General features: G+C 73.0%; 18 protein-coding genes and 1 tRNA gene. 14 read left to right on the forward strand and 5 right to left on the reverse strand.

All coding sequences use genetic code 11. The annotated features are described in order from the left end of the window. Positions 1-155 precede the first annotated feature (155 nt). Positions 156-2,537 carry a DEAD/DEAH box helicase gene (locus AFB00_RS09270; RefSeq protein WP_083275999.1) on the reverse strand — a complete coding sequence of 794 codons (2,382 nt, stop codon included), beginning with the start codon at positions 2,535-2,537 and terminating at the stop codon, positions 156-158. A 510-nt stretch (positions 2,538-3,047) separates the two neighbouring features. On the opposite strand from AFB00_RS09270, the gene AFB00_RS09275 reads away from it, so the two are divergent. The 5 genes from AFB00_RS09275 (at position 3,048) to topA (ending at position 10,523) form a co-directional block, all read left to right on the forward strand. Then, positions 3,048-5,348 carry a sodium-translocating pyrophosphatase gene (locus tag AFB00_RS09275; protein ID WP_068796889.1) on the forward strand — a complete coding sequence of 767 codons (2,301 nt, stop codon included), beginning with the start codon at positions 3,048-3,050 and terminating at the stop codon, positions 5,346-5,348. Positions 5,349-5,470: 122 nt separating this feature from the next. Next, entirely contained in the window at positions 5,471-6,073 is a 603-nt protein-coding gene (locus tag AFB00_RS09280) for a hypothetical protein (protein ID WP_156819463.1), read from the forward strand. An 84-nt stretch (positions 6,074-6,157) separates the two neighbouring features. Further along, a complete protein-coding gene (locus AFB00_RS09285) occupies positions 6,158-6,760 on the forward strand; it encodes a hypothetical protein (RefSeq protein ID WP_068796891.1) in 603 nt (200 codons plus the stop codon). Between the two features lie 87 nt (positions 6,761-6,847). Then, positions 6,848-7,438 carry a hypothetical protein gene (locus AFB00_RS09290; protein ID WP_231974417.1) on the forward strand — a complete coding sequence of 197 codons (591 nt, stop codon included), beginning with the start codon at positions 6,848-6,850 and terminating at the stop codon, positions 7,436-7,438. 334 nt (positions 7,439-7,772) lie between these two features. Next, on the forward strand, positions 7,773-10,523 hold the full coding sequence (gene topA / locus AFB00_RS09295) for a type I DNA topoisomerase (RefSeq protein ID WP_068796892.1): 2,751 nt from the start codon (positions 7,773-7,775) through the stop codon (positions 10,521-10,523). Between the two features lie 149 nt (positions 10,524-10,672). Here the strand turns inward: topA and AFB00_RS09300 are convergent, their stop codons facing one another. Beyond that, the gene (locus AFB00_RS09300) at positions 10,673-11,143 is read right to left on the reverse strand and encodes a GatB/YqeY domain-containing protein (protein WP_068796893.1); all 471 of its coding nucleotides are present in this window, start codon (positions 11,141-11,143) and stop codon (positions 10,673-10,675) included. A 65-nt stretch (positions 11,144-11,208) separates the two neighbouring features. Here AFB00_RS09300 and AFB00_RS09305 point away from each other — a divergent pair, with 65 nt between their 5' ends. The 4 genes from AFB00_RS09305 (at position 11,209) to AFB00_RS09320 (ending at position 14,103) form a co-directional block, all read left to right on the forward strand. Further along, the gene (locus AFB00_RS09305; RefSeq protein WP_068796894.1) at positions 11,209-12,132 is read left to right on the forward strand and encodes a metallophosphoesterase; all 924 of its coding nucleotides are present in this window, start codon (positions 11,209-11,211) and stop codon (positions 12,130-12,132) included. A gap of 35 nt (positions 12,133-12,167) precedes the next feature. Next, positions 12,168-12,241, forward strand: a tRNA-Pro gene (locus tag AFB00_RS09310). Positions 12,242-12,542: 301 nt separating this feature from the next. Continuing rightward, entirely contained in the window at positions 12,543-13,415 is an 873-nt protein-coding gene (locus AFB00_RS09315; RefSeq protein WP_068796895.1) for an AraC family transcriptional regulator, read from the forward strand. 295 nt (positions 13,416-13,710) lie between these two features. Then, positions 13,711-14,103 carry a VOC family protein gene (locus AFB00_RS09320; protein ID WP_068796896.1) on the forward strand — a complete coding sequence of 131 codons (393 nt, stop codon included), beginning with the start codon at positions 13,711-13,713 and terminating at the stop codon, positions 14,101-14,103. A gap of 3 nt (positions 14,104-14,106) precedes the next feature. Here AFB00_RS09320 and AFB00_RS09325 read toward each other — a convergent pair whose 3' ends face one another. Then, a complete protein-coding gene (locus AFB00_RS09325) occupies positions 14,107-14,709 on the reverse strand; it encodes a TetR/AcrR family transcriptional regulator (RefSeq protein WP_068796897.1) in 603 nt (200 codons plus the stop codon). Between the two features lie 57 nt (positions 14,710-14,766). On the opposite strand from AFB00_RS09325, the gene AFB00_RS09330 reads away from it, so the two are divergent. From AFB00_RS09330 to AFB00_RS09350, 5 genes are all read left to right on the forward strand, one after another. Continuing rightward, positions 14,767-15,270 carry a GNAT family N-acetyltransferase gene (locus AFB00_RS09330; RefSeq protein ID WP_068796898.1) on the forward strand — a complete coding sequence of 168 codons (504 nt, stop codon included), beginning with the start codon at positions 14,767-14,769 and terminating at the stop codon, positions 15,268-15,270. Between the two features lie 67 nt (positions 15,271-15,337). Continuing rightward, complete coding sequence (locus AFB00_RS09335) at positions 15,338-16,111, forward strand: DeoR/GlpR family DNA-binding transcription regulator (protein ID WP_068796899.1); 774 nt, start codon at positions 15,338-15,340, stop codon at positions 16,109-16,111. Positions 16,112-16,413: 302 nt separating this feature from the next. Next, positions 16,414-16,968 (forward strand): RNA polymerase sigma factor, encoded by a 555-nt coding sequence (locus tag AFB00_RS09340; RefSeq protein WP_231974294.1) that lies wholly within the window; start codon positions 16,414-16,416, stop codon positions 16,966-16,968. Continuing rightward, a complete protein-coding gene (locus AFB00_RS09345) occupies positions 16,965-17,552 on the forward strand; it encodes an Asp23/Gls24 family envelope stress response protein (protein WP_068796900.1) in 588 nt (195 codons plus the stop codon). Before AFB00_RS09340 ends, AFB00_RS09345 begins: the two co-directional genes overlap by 4 nt. Further along, positions 17,549-18,043, forward strand: coding sequence for an STAS domain-containing protein (locus AFB00_RS09350; RefSeq protein WP_068796901.1), 495 nt, complete (start codon positions 17,549-17,551; stop codon positions 18,041-18,043). Before AFB00_RS09345 ends, AFB00_RS09350 begins: the two co-directional genes overlap by 4 nt. A 114-nt stretch (positions 18,044-18,157) precedes the next feature. Here AFB00_RS09350 and AFB00_RS09355 read toward each other — a convergent pair whose 3' ends face one another. Continuing rightward, positions 18,158-18,421: a DUF4287 domain-containing protein gene (locus tag AFB00_RS09355; RefSeq protein ID WP_068796902.1), complete on the reverse strand. Its 264-nt coding sequence runs from the start codon at positions 18,419-18,421 to the stop codon at positions 18,158-18,160. Between the two features lie 37 nt (positions 18,422-18,458). Further along, positions 18,459-20,483, reverse strand: a complete 2,025-nt coding sequence (locus AFB00_RS09360) for a hypothetical protein (RefSeq protein ID WP_068796903.1) — start codon at positions 20,481-20,483, stop codon at positions 18,459-18,461. Between the last annotated feature and the right edge of the window lie 44 nt (positions 20,484-20,527).

Below are 20,527 nucleotides of genomic sequence, written 5' to 3' on the forward strand. Positions count from 1 at the left end.
GTCGCGACCGGACCGATCACCGACGTCGGAGCGTGCACCCCTGGTCACGGCGAGCATCCTGCGGCCTACTGGAATCCGCAACGGAGACGGGCCGGGCCCGGTTCGTCCCCGGCACACCGACCACGCTCCCCAGACCGCGATGGGGCCGGAGCGCATCACGCGCCCCCGTCCGACCCCGTCGCACGTGGTCGCCGCCGGTCCGCCCACGCCCCCGACGGGCGGGCCGGCGGTACCTCGCCGTGATCGTGGCCCGGCTCGCCCACCGCGGCCAGCACCAGGTCGAGGACCTGCACCGCGCCGGCCTTGTCCAGCGGGTTGTTGCCGTTGCCGCACTTCGGGGACTGCACGCAGGACGGGCAGCCGGACGGGCACTCGCAGTCGTGCACCGCCGACCGCGTCGCGGACAACCAGCGCAGCAGCACCTCGTGGCCGCGCTCGGCGAGGCCCGCCCCGCCGGGGTGACCGTCGTGCACGAAGACCGTCGGCAGGCCGGTGTCCGGGTGCAGCGCGGTCGACAGGCCACCGATGTCCCACCGGTCGCAGATCGCGAACAGCGGCAGCAGCCCGATCGCGGCGTGCTCGGCCGCGTGCAGCGCACCCGGCAGCCTGGTCTCGTCCAGCCCCGCCCGCTCCAGCGCCTCCGGCTCGATCGAGTACCACACCGAACGGGTGTCGAGGCTCTGCGCGGGCAGGTCGAGGGCGATCCGGTCGAGCACGGTGCCGTCCGGTGCCCGCCGCCGGTAGGCGACGACCTGGCTGGTCACGGTGGTCGCACCGAAGCTCACCCGGACCGGCCCGTACCGACGGGACTCCAGTACCTCGAGCACCGCCACGTCGGAGACCGACTGCGACTCCGTCCGCCACTCCGGCTCCTCGGCGTGGACCAGCGCGACCCCGCCGTCGAGGTCGAGCTCGTCGACCACGTAGCTCTCGCCCCGGTGCAGGTGCACCGCCCCGGCGTGCACGGTCCCCGGCGCGGAGGCCCCGTCGACCGTGCCGAGCATCCGGCCCGTGGCCGCCTCCACCACGGCGATCTGACCCAGGCCCGATCCGCGGATGTCGACCCGGGCCGCGGGGACCTCGCCGGTGTCCGGCCAGAACCAGCCGTGCGGGCGGCGGCGCAGCACACCCTCCTCGACCAGCGAGTCGAGCACCTCCCGGGCCGGCTCGCCGCCGAAGACCTGCTCCACGTCGTCGTCGGTGAGCGGCAGCTCGGCGGCGGCGCAGGCCAGCTGCGGGGCGAGCACGTACGGGTTGACCGGGTTCAGCACACAGCTCTCGACCGGCGCACCGACCAGGCTCTGCGGGTGGTGGACGAGGTAGGTGTCCAGCGGGTCGTCACGCGCCACGAGCACCACCAGCGCCTCGTCCGCCGCCCGGCCCGCCCGCCCGGCCTGCTGCCAGAACGAGGACCGGGTCCCCGGGAACCCGGCGAGGACGACCGCGTCCAGCCCCGAGATGTCGACGCCGAGTTCCAGCGCGTTCGTCGTGGCCACGCCCAGCAGGTCGCCGGACATGAGCGCGCCCTCCAGCGCCCGCCGTTCCTCGGGCAGGTACCCGCCGCGGTAGGCGGCGATCCGCTCGGTCAGCTCCGGCGCGACCTCGGCGACCTGGCGGCGGGCACCGAGCGCGGTGAGCTCCGCCGACCGCCGGCTGCGGACGAACGCGAGCGTCCGGGCCTGCTCCAGCACGAGATCGGCCAGCATCCGGGCGGCCTCGGACCCCGCCGCCCGGCGGACCGGGGCGCCGTTGTCCCCGGTGATCTCGGTGAGCAGCGGCGGCTCCCAGAACGCGACCGTCCGACCGGCGTGCGGCGACCCGTCCTCGGTGACGGCGACGACGTCGCGCCCGGTCAGCCGGGAGGCGAAGTCCGCGGGGGCGGCCACCGTCGCCGAGGCGAGGACGACCGTCGGCCGGGCCCCGTAGCGGGCGGCGACCCGCAGCAGCCGCCGCAGCAGCAGCGACACGTGGGACCCGAAGACCCCGCGGTAGGTGTGGCACTCGTCGACCACCACGTAGCGCAGGTGCCGCAGGAACGACGCCCACCGGCGGTGCCGCGGCAGTACCGACCGGTGCAGCATGTCCGGGTTGGAGAACAGCCAGCGGCTGTGCCGCCGGATCCAGTCGCGCTCGTCCATCGGGGTGTCGCCGTCGAACGCGGCGGGGCGCACGTCGGGCGGGGCCAGCCCGTCGAGGGCCCGCAGCTGGTCGGCCGCGAGCGCCTTCGTGGGTGCGAGGTAGAGCGCGCGGGCCCGGGGATCCTCGGTCAGCCCGGTGAGCACCGGGAGCTGGTACACCAGCGACTTGCCCGAGGCGGTACCGGTCGCGACGACGACGTCGGCCCCCGCCCGGACCAGGTCCGCCGCCTGCGCCTGGTGCGCCCACGGGCGCTCGACCCCGCGCCCGGCCCAGGCCGCGCGGAGCTCGTCGGGGGTCCAGTCCGGCCACCCGGCGACCCGGCCGGTCCGCGGCGGGATCCGGACGACGTGCCGCAGCGGCTCCACGGAGCCGCCGGCCCCCGGCGAGCCCGGTTCCACACCCGCCGGACCGTCGCCCGGGGGCGTCGTGTCCGCCCGGCCCGCGACGACGGCGTCGAGGTCCGCCGGGTCGGTACCGGAGCCGGCGAGCACCCGGCGCAACAGCTCCAGCCCACGGTCCGCGCCGTTGTCCGGCTCTCCGGTCGATCCCACGACCAGCCAGGTTGGCACAGACGTTCGAACGCGCTCCCCGGGAGTCCCGGAACCGCCGGCGCCGGATCGCCCGGCCGGATCTTGACGCGGACCCCGTTGTGCCCCATGCCGTCCGCAGGTTCCCGACATCGACACCAAGATCTGTGGGATTGATCACTTTGGCAAGATCGTTACGTCTTGTGATCCCTCTCGCACTGAGGGATACGACACACTCCTACACTGCACGCGCCCGACGGCGGCGGTTCGCCGGACGGGCCCAGTCGGCGCCAGTGATGTCGTCGTCGGGCGGGTCCCGCCTCCGGGACGGGCCCTCCGGCACGACGGATCTGGTGAACCTCGCTGCAACCAGGAGGACGGATGTCCCAGTCCACCCTCGCCCAGGGCCTCGAGCTCGGTGCGGGAGATCTCGCCGTCGTCGGCGTGGTCGCGGTGGTCGCCCTCGTCGCCCTGGCCGTCGGCGGTCTGCTGCTCAGGGAGGTACTCGCCCACGGCGAGGGCACCCCCAAGATGCAGGAGATCGGCCGCGCGGTCCAGGAGGGCGCCACGGCGTACCTCAACCGCCAGTTCCGCACCCTCGCGGTCTTCGCCGCCGCCGTGTTCCTGCTGCTCTTCGCGCTCCCCGCGGAGGACGTCGGCGAACGCGTCGGCCGGTCGATCTTCTTCGTCGTCGGGGCGGTCTTCTCCGCGATCATCGGCTACCTGGGCATGTGGCTCGCCACGCGGGCGAACATCCGCGTCGCCGCGGCCGCCCGGGAGCCCGGTGGCCGGGAGAAGGCGACCCGCATCGCGTTCCGCACCGGCGGTGTCGTCGGCATGTTCACGGTCGGGCTCGGCCTGTTCGGTGCCGCGGTCGTCGTCCTCGTCTACGCCGGGCAGGCGCCCCGCGTACTGGAGGGCTTCGGCTTCGGCGCCGCCCTGCTCGCCATGTTCATGCGGGTCGGCGGCGGCATCTTCACCAAGGCCGCCGACGTCGGCGCCGACCTCGTCGGCAAGGTCGAGCAGGGCATCCCGGAGGACGACCCGCGCAACGCCGCGACGATCGCCGACAACGTCGGCGACAACGTGGGCGACTGCGCCGGCATGGCCGCGGACCTGTTCGAGTCCTACGCGGTGACCCTGGTCGCCGCCCTCATCCTCGGCACCGCGGCGTTCGGCCTGCAGGGGCTGCTGTTCCCGCTGATCGTGCCCGCGATCGGGGTCATCACGGCGATCCTGGGCGTCTACCTGACGAAGGCCCGCCAGGGCGAGAACACGCTGCGCGCGATCAACCGCAGCTTCTACCTGTCGGCGACGTTCGCCGGTGTGCTGTCGATCGTCGCGGCCTACGTGTACCTGCCCGGCTCGTTCGGCGAACTGACCGAGGCGACCGACCCGACCGTCGCGGCGCTCGCCGGCGACCCGCGGCTCATCGCCTCGATCGCGGTGGTCATCGGCATCGTCCTCGCGGCGGTCATCCTGAAGCTGACCGGCTACTACACCGGCACCGAGGACCGGCCGGTGAAGGACGTGGGCGAGTCCTCGCTGACCGGCCCGGCGACCGTGATCCTGTCCGGGATCTCGATCGGTTTCGAGTCCGCGGTCTACACCGCGCTCGTGATCGCGGCCGCGGTGTACGGGGCCTTCCTGCTGTCCGGCTCGATCGTCGTCTCGCTGTTCGCGGTCGCGCTGGCCGGTACCGGGCTGCTCACCACGGTCGGCGTCATCGTCGCCATGGACACCTTCGGCCCGGTCTCGGACAACGCGCAGGGCATCGCGGAGATGTCCGGCGACGTGGAGGGCGACGGCGTCGACATCCTCACCGAGCTCGACGCGGTCGGGAACACCACCAAGGCCATCACCAAGGGCATCGCGATCGCGACCGCGGTACTCGCCGCGACCGCGCTGTTCGGCTCCTACCGCGATGCGATCAACCAGGCGCTCGCGGGCGCCGGGCAGACCATCGAGAACGCCGGCACGTCGTTCGCCTACGAGGTGTTCAGCCCGAACACCCTGGTCGGTGTGATCATCGGCGCCGCGGTCGTGTTCATGTTCTCCGGCCTGGCGGTCAACGCGGTCACCCGGGCCGCCGGCGCGGTCGTGTTCGAGGTGCGCCGCCAGTTCCGGACCCGGCCCGGGATCATGGACGGCACCGAGCGGCCCGAGTACGGCCGGGTCGTCGACATCTGCACCCGCGACTCGCTGCGCGAGCTGGCCACCCCCGGCCTGCTGGCGCTGTTCGCACCGATCGCGGTCGGCTTCGGCCTCGGGGTCGGGCCGCTGGCCGGCTACCTGGCCGGTGCGATCGCCGCGGGCACCCTGATGGCGATCTTCCTGGCCAACTCCGGCGGCGCGTGGGACAACGCCAAGAAGCTGGTCGAGGACGGCAACCACGGCGGCAAGGGTTCCGACGCACACGAGGCGACGATCATCGGCGACACCGTCGGTGACCCGTTCAAGGACACCGCCGGACCGGCGATCAACCCGCTGATCAAGGTGATGAACCTGGTCTCGGTGCTGATCGCCCCGGCGGTGGTCGTGCTCTCGACCCCGGACGCCAACCCGGTGATCCGGATCCTGATCGCCCTCGTCGCGGTGGCGGTCATCGCCGCGGCGATCGTCGTGTCCAAGCGCCGCACGTCGACGATCACCGACACCCCGGCGGAGAGTTCGGTCGGCTGAACCGGTTCCCCGCTCCACGACGGCCGCTCGTCCACACGGGGCGAGCGGCCGTCGTGCGTCGTCACCCGGTTCGGTTACCCTCCGACCGCCGGTACGTCGAAGATCGTCCGGTGGGAGGGGCCATGCGGACGGGCGGAGTGATCGGCACCATGCTGGCCGCCGCCGTGCTCGCGGGCTGCGGCGCGGCCGGGCCGACGGTGCCGGAATGGACCGACGGCATGTGCACGGCCGTCCGGTCGTTCGTGCAGACGGCCGGTGACGCCCCGCGCTCCGGCCCCGCACCCGGCGAGCAGGTACAGGCCGTCGCCGCCTACCTGGACCGCACCACCGGCGCCCTGGACCGCACGCTGGGCGACCTGGACCGGCTGGGCCCCGCGCCGGTCGACGACGGCGAGACCGTGTCCGACGGGCTCGCCGGCGGCCTCGGCGAGATCCGCTCCGCGTTCTCCTCCGCCCGGTCGCGGGTGGCCGCACTCGACCCGGACGACCCGGCCGCCGTCGAGCGGGACCTCCCCGGTGCGCTGGAGCCGGTGGCCCGGCTCGGCAGCACCGCAGGCCCGCTCGCCATGGTCACCGGTCATCCCGTCCTCGGGCCCGCCTTCCGGGCGTCCGCCGCGTGCGGCGAGCTGACCCGGTCGTCCGAACAGATCCGCAGCCGATCGGCCCCGAACACGCCCGACGCTGTTGCTCCGGACGGAGCAGCAGGGGAGGGTGGCGGCGGCTGACCTGCGACGGCGTCCTACCGTCGTCACCCGACCGTTATCTTTCGGGCCCGCTCCCCGGCGGCCCCCCGACCCTGGAGCCCGTTGATGGCCACCCCCCGCCCGGCACGCGCCGCCCGGGTCCTGCTCCCCACACTGCTCGCCGCCCTGCTCGCCGGCGGTTGTGCCCAGACCGTCGCCGGAACGGCGGCACCCGACCCCGCACCGCGGCCCGCCGCCGGTGTCGGGGCCGATCCCGTCGCCTGGGGCGGCAAGGTCTGCGGCGCGCTGCTGTCCTACTACCGCCCGCTCAGCGCCCGCCCGGACTACGGCGGCGCCGACCTGCCCGGCATCAAGACCCGGCTGTCGGAGTACCTGGGCGCGGTCAAGGGCGGCATCGACGCCGGCAAGAAGCAGCTCGGCGACGCCGGAGCCGCACCGATCACCGGCGGCGACCAGTTCAAGGGGTCGATCGACGACCTGCTGAAGAAGACCGGCACGACGATCGACCAGGCCAAGACCGAGGTCGACCAGGCCGACCCGAACGACGTGCCGGGTTTCCAGGCCCGGCTCAAGTCCGCCGAGGAAAAGTTGCGCACGATCGGCACCGCGGAGGGCCTGGACAAGCTCGGCAAGACCCCCCGGCTGGACAAGGCGGTGGCCAGCGCCCCGCCGTGCGTCGAGCTGAACGAGCTGACCAAGCCGGGCTGAGCCCACGGGCCCGGGCCGGGGCGCGCCGTCACCGTCGGCGTGCCGACGGTCGTCGAACATCCGTTCTATGCTGTGCGGGTGCCGCAGATGTCGCTGTTCTCCGCGGAGGCCCGGCCGGCCGGGCTGACCGACCTGGCCGGGCTGCTCTGCGGGCCCGCGCGGATCGAGCGGTTCGGGGCCGGGGACACGGCCCGGTTCGACGTGCCGCTCCCGTTCACCGACCGGGAGCGGTCGCTCGGGGCACTCGCGGCCGCCCGGGGCGTGACGCTCGCACCGGGCGCCTCCGGCCTGCGCAGCGCGTTCCGCCGGGACCTCGTGCCGCTGGCCCGGACCTGGTGCGGGCCGGACGGGCGCAAACGGGTCCCGCCGGACTTCCAGCTCGACGGCGCGGCGCTGCGGCTCTGGGTGCTCGCCGCGGGCGTCGGGGACCTGCGGGGCGGGCATCTGCTGCTGCTCGATCCCCAGGCCCCGTGGACGCACGGCCCGCTCATCGCCGCCGCGACCCGCGCCGGATTGCCACCGGCCAGGGTGGCGGCCGGGGAACACGGTGCCCCGGGTCCGGCGTTACGACTGCACGGTGCCCGGCGGATGGCCCGCCTGGTCGAACTGGTGGGTCCCGCCCCGACCACACTCGGTGCCTCCTGCTGGCCGCGCTACCACGGCCGTCCGGCCGCCTGACCTGCCGAACTGCGGGCCCGGTTACGCTGGTCGTTCGCCCGTCCCCAGTGGTGGAACCCACGACGCGGGGTGGCGACGGTGTGAGATCGTGCGATCGTCGACCGGATACGGGCGCGGAGAGCGACCGGACCGGCACGCTCTGCGAGTGCACCGACGAGCAGGGTGGACACGCAGGTGGCACAGCCGTCGCACCAGGCGCGACGCCGCCGAGGAGATGAGGTAGGACCACGTGGCAGCAGCGACAACGGGAACGGGTTCGGCACGCACGTCGGGGGGCAGCACGCGCAAGCCCACCTCGACCGCGAGTGCGTCCGGCCGTCCGGTCCGCCGCCTGGTGATCGTCGAGTCGCCGAGCAAGGCCAAGAAGATCCAGCCCTACCTGGGCAACGACTACGTCGTGGAGTCCTCGGTCGGCCACATCCGCGACCTCCCGCGCGGCGCCGCCGACGTCCCGGCGAAGTACAAGGGCGAGTCCTGGGCCCGCCTGGGCGTCGACGTCGACAACCAGTTCAGCCCGCTCTACATCGTGACGCCGGAGAAGAAGAGCACCGTCTCCGAGCTGCGCGAGGCCCTCAAGACGGTCGACGAGCTGTTGCTCGCGACGGACCCCGACCGCGAGGGCGAGGCCATCGCCTGGCACCTGCTGGAGACCCTCAAGCCGAAGGTCCCGGTCCGCCGGATGGTCTTCCACGAGATCACCGAGTCCGCGATCCGGGCCGCCGCGGAGAACACCCGCGAGCTCGACCAGGACCTGGTCGACGCCCAGGAGACCCGCCGCATCCTGGACCGGCTCTACGGCTACGAGGTGTCCCCCGTGCTGTGGAAGAAGGTCATGCCGAAGCTCTCGGCGGGCCGGGTGCAGTCCGTGGTCACCCGGCTGGTCGTGCAGCGCGAGCGGGACCGGATCGCGTTCCGTTCCGCCGAGTACTGGGACATCTCCGCCACGCTCGACGCCGGTGCCGAGGCCACCCCGCGCACCTTCGGCGCGCGGCTCGTGCAGGTCGACGAGCGCCGGGTCGCGACCGGCCGGGACTTCGACTCGCTGGGCACGCTGAAGAAGTCCGACGGCGTCGTCGTCCTCGACGAGGCCGGCGCCCGCCGGCTGGCCGAGGGACTGCAGGACCGGCCGCTGCAGGTCTCCTCGGTCGAGGCGAAGCCCTACAGCCGCAAGCCGTACGCGCCGTTCACCACGTCCACGCTGCAGCAGGAGGCCGGCCGCAAGCTGCGGTTCTCCTCCGAGCGCACCATGCGCGGGGCGCAGCGGCTGTACGAGAACGGCTACATCACCTACATGCGTACGGACTCGACCACGCTGTCCGACACCGCGATCCAGGCCGCCAGGGCGCAGGCCAGGGAGCTGTACGGGGACGCCTACGTCGCCGACAAGCCGCGCCAGTACACCCGCAAGGTGAAGAACGCCCAGGAGGCACACGAGGCGATCCGCCCCGCGGGAGAGTCGTTCCGGACGCCGGGCTCCATCGCCCGTGAGGTCGACGGCGACGACTTCCGCCTCTACGAGCTGATCTGGCAGCGGACCATCGCGTCGCAGATGAACGACGCCCGCGGCACCACCGTCAGCGTCCGGATCAGCGGGACCGCAGGCACCGGCGAGGAGGTCGTCCTCGCCTCGTCCGGGCGCACCATCACCTTCCCCGGGTTCCTCAAGGCCTACGTCGAGACCGTCGACGACGGCTCGAAGGAGCAGGCCGACGACGCCGAGTCCCGGCTGCCCGAGCTCACCGAGGGCCAGGCGCTCACCGCGACCGAGCTGAACCCGGACGGGCACTCCACCAGCCCACCGTCGCGCTACACCGAGCCGGCGCTGGTCAAGGTCATGGAGGAGCTGGGCATCGGCCGGCCGTCGACCTACGCGTCGACGATCAAGACGATCCTGGACCGGGGCTACGTCTGGAAGAAGGGCTCCGCGCTCGTCCCGTCCTGGGTGGCGTTCGCCGTCGTCGGGCTGATGGAGGCGCACTTCGGCCAGCTCGTCGACTACGACTTCACGGCCGCGATGGAGGACGACCTGGACTCCATCGCGTCGGGCACCGACTCCCGGGTGCACTGGCTCAGCGGGTTCTACTTCGGTTCCGACGGCGCCGACACCGGCTCGGAGATCGCGAAGGCCGGCGGGTTGAAGAAGCTGGTCGGCTCCAACCTGGAGGAGATCGACGCCCGCACGATCAACTCGATCAAGATGTTCTCCGACGCGCAGGACCGCGAGGTCGTCGTGCGGGTCGGGCGCTACGGGCCGTACCTGGAGCGGATGGTCGAGGGCGAGTCCCAGCGCGCGAACCTGCCCGACGACCTGCCGCCGGACGAGCTGTCCGAGGAGATCGCCGAGAAGCTGTTCTCGGTGCCGCAGGAGGGACGCAAGCTCGGCGCCGACCCGGTGACCGGGCACGAGATCGTCGCGAAGGAGGGCCGGTTCGGCCCCTACGTGACCGAGCTCCTGCCCGAGCCGGAGGTCCCCGAGGGCAGCAAGAAGAAGCCGGTCAAGCCGAAGCCGCGGACCGGATCGCTGTTCAAGTCGATGGCCGTCGACACCCTCACCCTCGACGACGCGCTGAAGCTGCTGTCGCTGCCACGCGTCGTCGGGAAGGACCCGGACTCCGGCGACGAGATCACCGCGCAGAACGGCCGCTACGGCCCGTACCTCAAGAAGGGCACCGACTCGCGGTCGCTCGCCGACGAGGAGCAGCTGTTCACGGTGACCCTCGAGGAGGCGCTGGAGCTCTACAAGCAGCCCAAGCAGCGCGGCCGGGGCCGGGGTGCGGCCCAGCCGCCGCTGCGCGAGCTCGGTGAGGACCCGTCGACCAGCAAGAAGATGGTCATCAAGGACGGCCGGTTCGGCCCGTACGTGACCGACGGCGAGACCAACGCCAGCCTCCGCAAGGGCGACGAGGTCGAGGCGCTCACCGACGAGCGCGCCTCGGAACTGCTGGCCGAGCGGCGCGCCAAGGCCCCGGTCAAGAAGAAGCCGGCCGCGCGGAAGACCACCGCCGCCAAGAAGCCCGCCGCGGCCAAGAGCACCGCCGCCAAGAAGCCCGCGGCCCCGAGAACCCGCAAGACCCCCACCACCTGACCCGTCCCGCGGCGCCCGTCCCACTCCGTCGCACGTGCCACTCCGTCGCACGTGCCACTCCGTCGCACGTGCCACTCATGGAGCTTCGGCCCGGTTACCCGAGGCCGAAGCTCCATGAGTGACCCCGCGGGCGGGGCGGGAGGGGCCGGTCAGGAGGCCAGGGCCCGCTTCACCGCTGCGGCGACCCGGCCGCCCTCGGCGCGACCGTCCGCTGCGGCGTTCGCCTTCTTCATGACCTGGCCCATCTGCCGCATCCCGGGCTGCTCGCCGGTCTCGGCCGCCACCTCGGCGACGGCGGCCCTGGCCAGCGCGTCCACCTCGGCGTCGTCCAGCTGGGTGGGCAGGTAGCGCGCCAGCACCTCGCCCTCGGCGCGTTCCCGGGCCGCCTGCTCGGGGCGGTCGCCGTCGGCGAACGCCTGGGCGGACTCGGCCCGCCGCTTCGTCTCCTTGGTGATGACGGCGCGGACCTCGTCGTCGCTCAGCTCGCGGGCGCTCTCCCCCGCGACCTCGGCGTTGCCCACCGCGGTCAGCGCGGACCGCAGGGTGGTGCGGACCAGCTCGTCCTTGGCCTTCATGGCGGCGGTCAGGTCGGCCCGCAGCTGCTCCTTGAGTGTGCTCACGCCACGCGACGATAGTCCCGCGCCGTACCCTGGGCGGCGTGAGTACCGCCCGCACGCTCGTCCGAATGGCCGCCGGAACCGTCGCGACCGGGGCCGCCGGTCTCGGCTACGCGGCCGGGATCGAGCGGCGGCACTGGACGCTGCGCCGCGTGGAGCTGCCGGTGCTCGCGCCCGGGGCGCGCCCGCTGCGGATCCTGCACCTGTCCGACCTGCACCTCACCCCCGGTCAGCGGAGCAAGATCCGCTGGGTCGCCTCGCTGAACGCGCTGGACCCGCACCTGGTGATCGACACCGGGGACAACCTCGCGCACCCGGACGCGGTCCCCGGCGTCCTCGCCGCCCTCGGCCCGCTGCTGGACCGGCCCGGCGCGTTCGTCTTCGGCAGCAACGACTACTACGGGCCGACGCCGAAGAACCCGGCCCGCTACCTGCGCCGCGGCAGCGGGCACCGGTCGCACGGCGCGCCGCTGCCCTGGGAGGACCTGCGCGCCGCGTTCCGGGAGCACGGCTGGGTCGACGCCACGCACGACCGGCACCTGCTGGAGGTCGACGGCCGCCGCGTCCGGATCGCCGGGGTCGACGACCCGCACCTGCACCTGGACCGCTACCGCAAGATCGCCGGGCACGACGCCGACGCCGACCTCCGCCTCGGCCTGACCCACTCCCCCGAACCCCGGGTGCTGGACGGCTTCGCCGCCGACGGGTACGACCTCGTCCTCGCCGGGCACACGCACGGCGGGCAGCTGCGGCTGCCGGGCTACGGCGCGATCGTCACGAACTGCGGCATCGACCGCACCCGGGCCCGCGGGACGAGCCGCTGGGGCAGCCACACCCGGCTGCACGTCTCGGCCGGTCTGGGCACCTCCCCGTACGCGCCGGTGCGCTTCGCCTGCCCGCCCGAGGCGTCCCTGCTGACCCTCGTCGCGGCCCCGACCAGCGCCGACGCCGGGAGGGGAACCCGCGCGCAGGCCGGGCGGGGCGTCGGGTAGAGTTTCCTTCGGCTCACGGGAGACCGTTCAGCCATCGGGGTGTGGCGCAGCTTGGTAGCGCGCTTCGTTCGGGACGAAGAGGTCGCAGGTTCAAATCCTGTCACCCCGACAACACGAAGTCCCTGGCCGGTTCCTCACGATGTGGGAACCGACCAGGGTCTTCGTCGTGTCCGGGGGTTGCTTCCGCAGCATGGGCCCACACCGAGCGCCTGCGAGATGCGACCACCGTTGCCAGCCCGGCGCGTGTGGCGATCCAGCGTCGTCGACGAGCCAACGGCGAAGCCCTGTACGGCAGTCCGAGCCCGCCCGCTCCACCCGATTGCACCGCGCTCCCCACAATCGCGGGCACGAATCGTCGGGCCCCGCTCGTCTGCGTTCCCCACGCTGGGACATGTCAGAAAGGAACGGACATGGAGCTGTGGAACCAGGCGATGGACGCCATCGAGGAACATCTCGACCACGACGTTCCCATCCGGGACGTGGCCGCGGTGGCCCTCACCTCGGAGTACCAACTTCGCCGCGTCTTTTCCATGCTGGCAGGGATGCCGCTCTCGGAGTACGTCCGCCGCCGACGAATGACCGTCGCGGCCAGTGCGGTGTGCGAAGGGAACGAGGCAGTGCAGGACATCGCCGTCCGGTTCGGCTACTCCTCGGCGGATGCCTTCGCCCGCGCGTTCCGCAACGTGCACGGGATCGGGCCCGAGCAGGCACGTCGCCCGGGTGCGGTGCTGCGGTCACAGCCCCGTCTGTCCTTTCACCTCACCGTCGAAGGGAGAACGGACATGCAGTACCGCATCGTCGAGAAGCCGGCGTTCAACGTGGTGGGTCGCAAGACCCGATCCACCGTCGCCTACGAGGGTGTCAACCCCGACGCCGACCGGCTCGTCCGCTCACTGTCAGATGCCGACTGGGAGCTGTTCGAGGAGCTGTCGGACCAGGAGCCGCGCGGCGACATCTCGGTCTGGGACGACGTCGACGGGGCGGGCGGGGCCGAGGGCACCGAGGCCGAGTACTACATCGGGGTGGCCACCAGCCGGGCTGCCCCCAGCGGGTTCGACGTTCTCGACGTTCCACCGCACTCCTGGGCGGTGTTCGCCACCTCCGGAGCGTTCCCACAGGCGCTGCACTCTCTCTGGCGCTCTGTCGGTGGCGAATGGCTACCCGCCAATCCCTACGAGCTGGTGCCCGCACCATCGCTCGTCCGGGCGACCTACCACGACGAGAACGGGGCTCACGCCGACTTCGAACTCTGGCTCGCTGTCCGGCCCAGACCGGCCCCGTGAGAGTTGCCTGCTCGCGAGTCCCCGTGGCTCGGGGCAGGCAACTGTGGTTCCACGGCCGAACATCAAGCATCAACGGGGACACGACCCTCCACGTTCAGCTGAGCATCACCGACTCAGCTTCTCGAACGCCGGCCGGTCCTCCTTGGCCGCTCGAGGTCAGTGTCGCTGACCACCAGGAACCGCCACGTCTTTCGAACGAGAACCAGCACCTCGCCGCGGGCCAGCAGTCGGAGGGTGGCCGCGCGTCGTCCATCCGCGTACGGTGTACTACGTACGCCGTACCGAGAAGGAGCCCATGAAGATCACTGCCAGCGGTGTGTCCCTCAACGTCGACGACGTCGAGGCGTCGGCATCGTTCCTGACCGACCACTTCGGATTCGTCACCGAGATGTCCGCCGACGGCTTCGCCTCGCTCACCCGCGACGACGTCGGCATGAGCGTGATCTTCCTGCGCCGCGGTCTCCCCACGCAGCCGGACGACCAGCGCGACGACCACGCGATCGGCCAGATCCTCGCCTTCACCGTCGAGGACCTGGAGGGTGAGCTGGCCCGACTCCAGGCCGAGGGCGTGACCATCACGATGCCCCTGACCAGCGAAGAGTGGGGCGAGCGCGCGTTCCAGGTGCGGGACCCCAACGGGATCATCGTCCAGCTGGTCGACTGGAACGCTCCGGTCACCACGGCCTGACCGTCAGCCGGGACCGTCAGGGGGCTCCGCCGGTGCGCCGCGGAGCCCCCTGACGACCGCGGCGGTGGTGCGCTCACGGTCCCCGGTCGCCAGCAGGTCGAGCAGCGCGCCGCGCAGCAGGGCGAGCACGGCGGTGCGCCGGGCGGCGCCGGCCGGGGTGTCACGCTCGGCCTGCGACTGGGCGAGGGCGAGCAGATCCAGCCAGTCCGTGACGGCCGCCCGGGCGAACCCCGCCCACGGACCGTCCGGCTCCACGAGGGACCGCGCGTAGCTCTCCGCCCACAGCCGCAGCAGCGCCCGGTGTTCCTCGGCCGAGAGCCAGGTCCACAGCCGTTCGGCGACGCCCTCCGGCCCGGCCGGACCGGGATCCTCCGCGCGCAGCCGGTCGAGCAGCGCACGCTCGTCGGCCCGCGCCCGGGCCAGCAGGGCCCGGACGAGCCCGTCCTTGCTCCCGAACAGGAACGTCAGCACCCGGGTGCTGGACCCGATCGCGGCAGCCAGCGGACGCAGCGACACGTCCGCCAGGCCGTACCGGCAGACGTGTCCGTAGGCCAGCTCCAGCAGTTCCTGCTCGCGAGCCGACGGGCTCGGGTTCCGGCGCGGCACCCCACCAGCCTCCCATTACTGACACACTCGTGTCAGTGCAGACGTGAGGAGGCCGTCGTGGACGTCGCGACACCGTCCGGAGCCGTCGTGCGCCGGCTCGGCCGACCGGGCGATCTCGGCTGGGTGGTCATGGCCCACGGCGAGCTGTACTGCGCCGAGTTCGGCTGGAACGGCGACTTCGAGGCGCTGGTGGCCCGGATCGTGGCCGGGTTCGCGAACGACCACGACCCGGCCCGCGAGGCCGCGTGGATCGCCGAGCTCGACGGCCGCCGGATCGGCTGCGTGTTCTGCGTCGCCACCGACGACCCGGCGACCGCGAAGCTGCGCACCCTGCTCGTCGACCCCGCCGGGCGCGGGCACGGGATCGGGCGCCGCCTGGTCGAGGAGTGCGTGGGGTTCGCCCGCGCGGCGGGGTACCGGCGGATGACCCTGTGGACGAACGACGTGCTCGGATCGGCCCGGAGGATCTACGAGGCGACCGGGTTCGCACTCGTCGAGCAGGAGGAGCACCACAGCTTCGGTCACGACCTGGTCGGCCAGACCTGGGCACGGGAGCTGTGACGGTTCCGCCGGGGCCGGGGTGGAGAATGACGCGCGCAGGGACGCGGAGCGCACGGGAGCGGAGTCGATGAACCGGCACGAGCGGCTGACCACGCTGTTGGACATGCTCGCGGAGCGTGAGGGCCTCGACGTCGACGACGTCGCGGCCGAGCTGGGCGTGTCGGCCACGACCATCCGCCGCGACCTGGACCACCTCGCCGAGCAGCAGCTGCTCACCCGCACCCACGGCGGGGCCGTCGCCAACGACCTCGCCTACGACCTGCCGCTGCGCTTCCGGTCGGCCCGGCACGCCCCGGAGAAGCAGCGGATCAGCACCGCGGCCGCCGAGCTCGTGAGCAGCGGCGCGGTGGTGGGCCTCAACGGCGGGACGACCACCGCGGGCGTCGCGCGGGCGTTGGCCGTGCGCTCGGACCTCACCGGCGCGGCGGGACTGACGGTGGTGACGAACGCGCTCAACATCGCCAACGAGCTCGCCGTCCGGCCCAACATGAAGATCGTGATGACCGGTGGCGTGGCCCGGCAGTCGTTCGAGCTGAGCGGGCCGCTGGCCGGCCTGGTGCTGGAGAACCTGAGCATCGACGTCGTCTTCCTCGGGGTCGACGCGCTGCACCCGGTCGACGGGGCGTTCGCCCACCACGAGGGCGAGGCGGCCGTGAACCGGCTGATGGCCGACCGCGCCGAGCGGGTCGTCGCGGTCGCGGACAGCTCCAAGCTGGGGGGACGCGCCTTCGCCCGGATCTGCCCGATCGACCGGATCCACGAGGTGGTCACCGACACCGACGCCGATCCGGAGGTCGTCCGGACGCTGGAGGCGCACGGCATCGGGGTCCACCGGGCCTGAGTCCGGGCCGCGGCGCCGGACCCCCGGACCCGGAGATCGTCTTCATATGCTGTGATGCGCATCACCGATCTTGTTGTGTGACGAACGATGTCGGGTCGTGTCCAACCGGCGTCGGGTTCCGGGGGACGTGGCGGGTCGGGGGACAGCTGCGCGGATCCGGCGGCCGGACCCGGCCCGCACCGGGTCCGGTCCCACCGCACGGGGAGGGGGGTGCCGCGGATGGAGCGGACGATCGGGGTGGTCGTTCGTGGTGTTCCGGTGCCCGCCCGACGGCGCCCGTCCGGACGGGGGACGGCGAGCCGGTGAGCGCGGAGAGGGGCGGGCTCGACGCCGCCGCGGACGACTGGCTGATCCGCAAGGCCGCCGGGGGTTCCATGGACGCCTACGAGGTGCTCATCCGGCGGCACCGCGACCGGATCTACCGCATCGCGCTGCGCATGCTCGGCGACACCCACGACGCGGAGGACGTCGCCCAGGACGTCGTGCTCCAGCTGTGGACGGCACTGGCCGGCTTCGCCGGGGACAGCCTGTTCACCACGTGGCTGTACCGGATCGTCGTCAACCGGTGCATCAACCTGATCAACCGGCGGCCGCGGCACGAACCGCTGCTCGACCCCGACCTGCTCGCCGCCCCGGGGGCGGACGCGAGCGCCGAGGCCCGGCACCGGGCCAGGGCGGCGCTCGCGGCCGTCACCGAACTGCCCCCGGACCTGCGCGCACCGGTGGTACTCGTCGACGTCGAGCAGCTCAGCTACCGCGAGGTGGCGGCGATCCTCGACGTGTCCGAGGCGACGGTCCGCGGACGGCTGCACCGGGCCCGGCGCCAGCTCCTCCACACCCTGCGGGAGTGGTCATGACCAGCGGCCGGTGGAACGGCGACGACGGCTCCGACGTGCTCGCCTGCGGCCGGGCCGTCGACGATCTCGTCGACCGGGTGGCCGACGGCCGGGCCCACCTGCGCGACGCCCACCAGCGCGAGTGCGTGCACTGCCAGGCCGCGCTCGCCGAGTACGCACGCCTGTGGGCCCCGGTCCAGGACCTCGCGGCCGAGCAGGTCGCCCCGCCGGAGGGCCGGATCGACACCCTGCTGCGCAAGCTCCGGGCGGCCGTGGCCGACTCCGGGTACGCGACCATCCCGGGTCCGGACGGCGTCCTGCGGATCGCCGCCCGCGTCGTCGTCGTGACCGCCCGGAACTCCGCGCAGGAGGTCCGCGGGGTCCGGGTGGCGCTGAGCCGCGCGGTCGGTTCGGCCGGGGCCGGGGTGGTCGCCGGCGTCGCCGGGGGCAGCGCCGCCGTCGAGGTGACGCTGGCCGCCGACTACGGCGAGGACCTGCACGCCCTGTCCGCGCGGGTACGTCAGGCCGTCGCCGACGGTGTCCGGCGGATCACCGGGCTCGACACCACCGAGATCACCATCGTCATCGACGACGTCCTGAGGTGAGCACCACGATGGCCGGCGATCAGCTCCACGCCCCGGACGCAGGACCCCGCACCCCGGACGTCCGCACCCGGATCTCCCGGATCCCGCCGTGGCGACCGCGGCCCGACCTGATTGCCGGGGAGCTGCAGGTGCACGTCCTGCAGCGGCCGGGCGACCGGGTGGTGCTGCGGCTGTTCGGCGGGGTCGACGTCGTCGCGGCACCGCAGCTGGCCGTGCTGCTGTGCCAGTCGATCGTCCGGTCCGGCTGCGTGCTGCTCGACCTGGCCGACGTGGACTTCGTCGACTCCTCCGGCCGGTCGGCGCTGCTGGCCGCGCTGGACCGGGCGGAACGCTCCGGGCGGCACCTGCGGCTGTCGACCCGGCTGTCCCCGGACGTCCGGCGCCCGCTCGCCGCGAGCGGGACGCTGCTCCGCTTCGAGGAGGGCGATCTCGGGGCCGGCTGCGCGCGGCACCCGAAGCCGGGAACGGGGCGCCGGGGCGGATCACCCTGACGCCCGACGGCGGTCACCAGCTCACCCGGCGATGATCACGGATCCGGAAGCCGGGCGGCCACATCCGGCCGCGATCCTTCCCGATCCGTGATCACCTCACCGGGGCGGCGGTGCTCACGCGTCCGTGCCGCGCCCGTCCAGCCGCAGCGGCTCGCCGTTGTTGTAGCGCGCCGCGACGGCGTCCGGGCCCTTGGTGATCAGCTGCGCGAGGTTCGCCGCGTGCCCGTGCCCCAGGCCGTGGTCCGCCTTGAGCCAGGCGACGACCTCGCCGACCTTGGCCGTGGTGAGATCACGCTCCCGGGCCAGCTCCAGGAACTGCCGCGGGGTGACCCCGGTCTGCGCCTCGGCGTTGTCGAGATAGGTCTGGAATCCGCTCATACCGGTACCGACCGGGCGCCGGCCGGCAACTCATCGGTCAGGCCGGCGTCCCGTTCCCCGCGGCCTGCAGCTCGCCGCCCGGCAACCGGTCCGCACCCCAGCTGCGCTCGATGTAGCCGACGATCGCCGTGATGTCGGCCGCGGGCACCCTGTCCGGAGCGCCGCGCTCCAGCGGGTCGACGTGGAAGATGTAGAGCCGCGAGGCGAACTGGTCGAACGGCAGCGACGCCTCGCCGAAGCGCTCGCCGTTGCCCGCGGTCGAGACGACCACGCCGTCGCCCCAGTCCTGGCCGCTGTCGTTGTTCGGGTTGTAGAAGTACACCCGCATCACGTCCTGCGGGTCCGGCGCGACCCGCAGCACGGTGATGGCGTGCCAGCCGACGTAGCGGGCGGCGCTGTCGGTGACGGCGACGCCGGCCGGCTGCGGGTGGATCAGCGGCTGCCCGCCGTTGTAGGCCGGGTGGTAGCCGGCGTGGAACTGGCGCAGGAAGTCGTCGAGATCGACGAGGTTGCCGGTCGCCACGTCGACGTTGATGTGGAAGCCCCGGGCCGCCCACCAGCCGTGGAACTCCGGGTTGACCCACCGGTGCGGGTCACCCGGGCGGTCCGCGCAGCGACGGCCCATCTCGGCGTAGATCCGGTCCAGGTGCGGCACGACGACCAGCGACACCGGGTCGAGGTCGATCGGCAGCGTCTGGGCCACCCCGGCGGTGCTCTCCTGCGAGGAGATCCGCTGGCCCTCGAAGTGCATGATGATCTCGTCGTCGCGGGCCGCCCAGACGACCATCTGCAGCAGGTAGTCCGGGTCGTTGTAGGCCCACATCGACAACGCGCGGGCCGACTGGCAGGTGGGGTTGTCACCCTGACCGATCCCGAGCGGCTGACCGAGCATCGACAGCACCCCGGCCAGCAGCCGCACCTCCGGGCCCGGATCGTCGCCGAACGCGGCGACCAGCCGTTCCCGGGCGGCCGGTGAGAGGTCGAGCGCGATCTGCCGCCACAACGACGGCACCACCGGCGGCTCGTAGAGGATGCCGCGGTCGAGCAGCAGGGCCAGCCCGTAGATGCACTGGGCGGTCTGCGGGGTCACCGCGTCCTCGATCAGCCGGTGCACCAGATCGCGGTAGCGGAGCAGGCAGTTCTTGCCGGTGTCGGACAGCCCGAGCGCCTCGGCGATCAGGTAGTCGCTCTCGTGGCGCAGGAACTGCAGCAGCTCCGCGTGGTACGGCGAGACCAGCCCGGTGTCGTGCATGGCGCGGGCGAAGCCGGACGCCTCGTACTGCAGGCCGCCGGTGTCCATCGCCTGCAGCCGGGACCGGAAGACGTCGACGCCGGGATCGTCCCGGCACGCCTCGGTGGTCCCGAACAACGCCGTGATCAGCCGGTCCAGGCCCTGCCCCGAGGACAGGTCGACGTCCGGGTCGCCGCGCCAGACCGACAGCCGGGTGATCAGCGACGCGACCTGGTCGACCTGGATCGGCCGCTGGCGCAGGACCCGCCAGATCTCCTCGACCAGCTTGTCCAGGACGACGTCGTAGCCCACCTCCTCGGCCACGTGCCGGAACAGGTCCCGGATGAGCTGCGCCGTTCGGCCCTGCCGGGTCCGCTCCGCCTCGCTGGGCGGGGTGAACAACAGCTCCAGGTTCATCGCGAGCACCTGGGACAGGAACTGTCGGGCGTCCTCCGGGGTCAGCGACGGGTGGACGTAGTCCCCCCGGGCGACCGCGAGCGTCCGCAGCTCGCTGGTCGCCTCCATCACGACGGTGTCGGCGTCCCCGCTGTGCAGCCCCGGCCCGACGAACGACGGGACGAGGATCTCCGGGGTGGCCCAGTCCGTCCCGAGGAACAGGCCGGCCTCCTCCAGCGCCTGCGCCCTGGCCTGGACGGCGGCGGCCCCTCCCGGCTGCAGCAGGACCCGCCGCAGCTGCTCGAGGACCCGCCGCAGCTTCGTCGTCTTGCCGAAGTCTGCGGTCTGGGCCAGGGCGCGGGTGGCGTCGTCGAGCGAGACCAGGCGCTTGTCCAGCACCGAGTCCCCACCCGTGACGTCGGCGGTCGGATTCACACGGTTTCCCTCGTTCGAGTCTTCTACGTGGCCCGGGTTCCCGT

This window comes from Pseudonocardia sp. HH130630-07, from assembly GCF_001698125.1.
Classification (GTDB): Bacteria; Actinomycetota; Actinomycetes; order Mycobacteriales; family Pseudonocardiaceae; genus Pseudonocardia.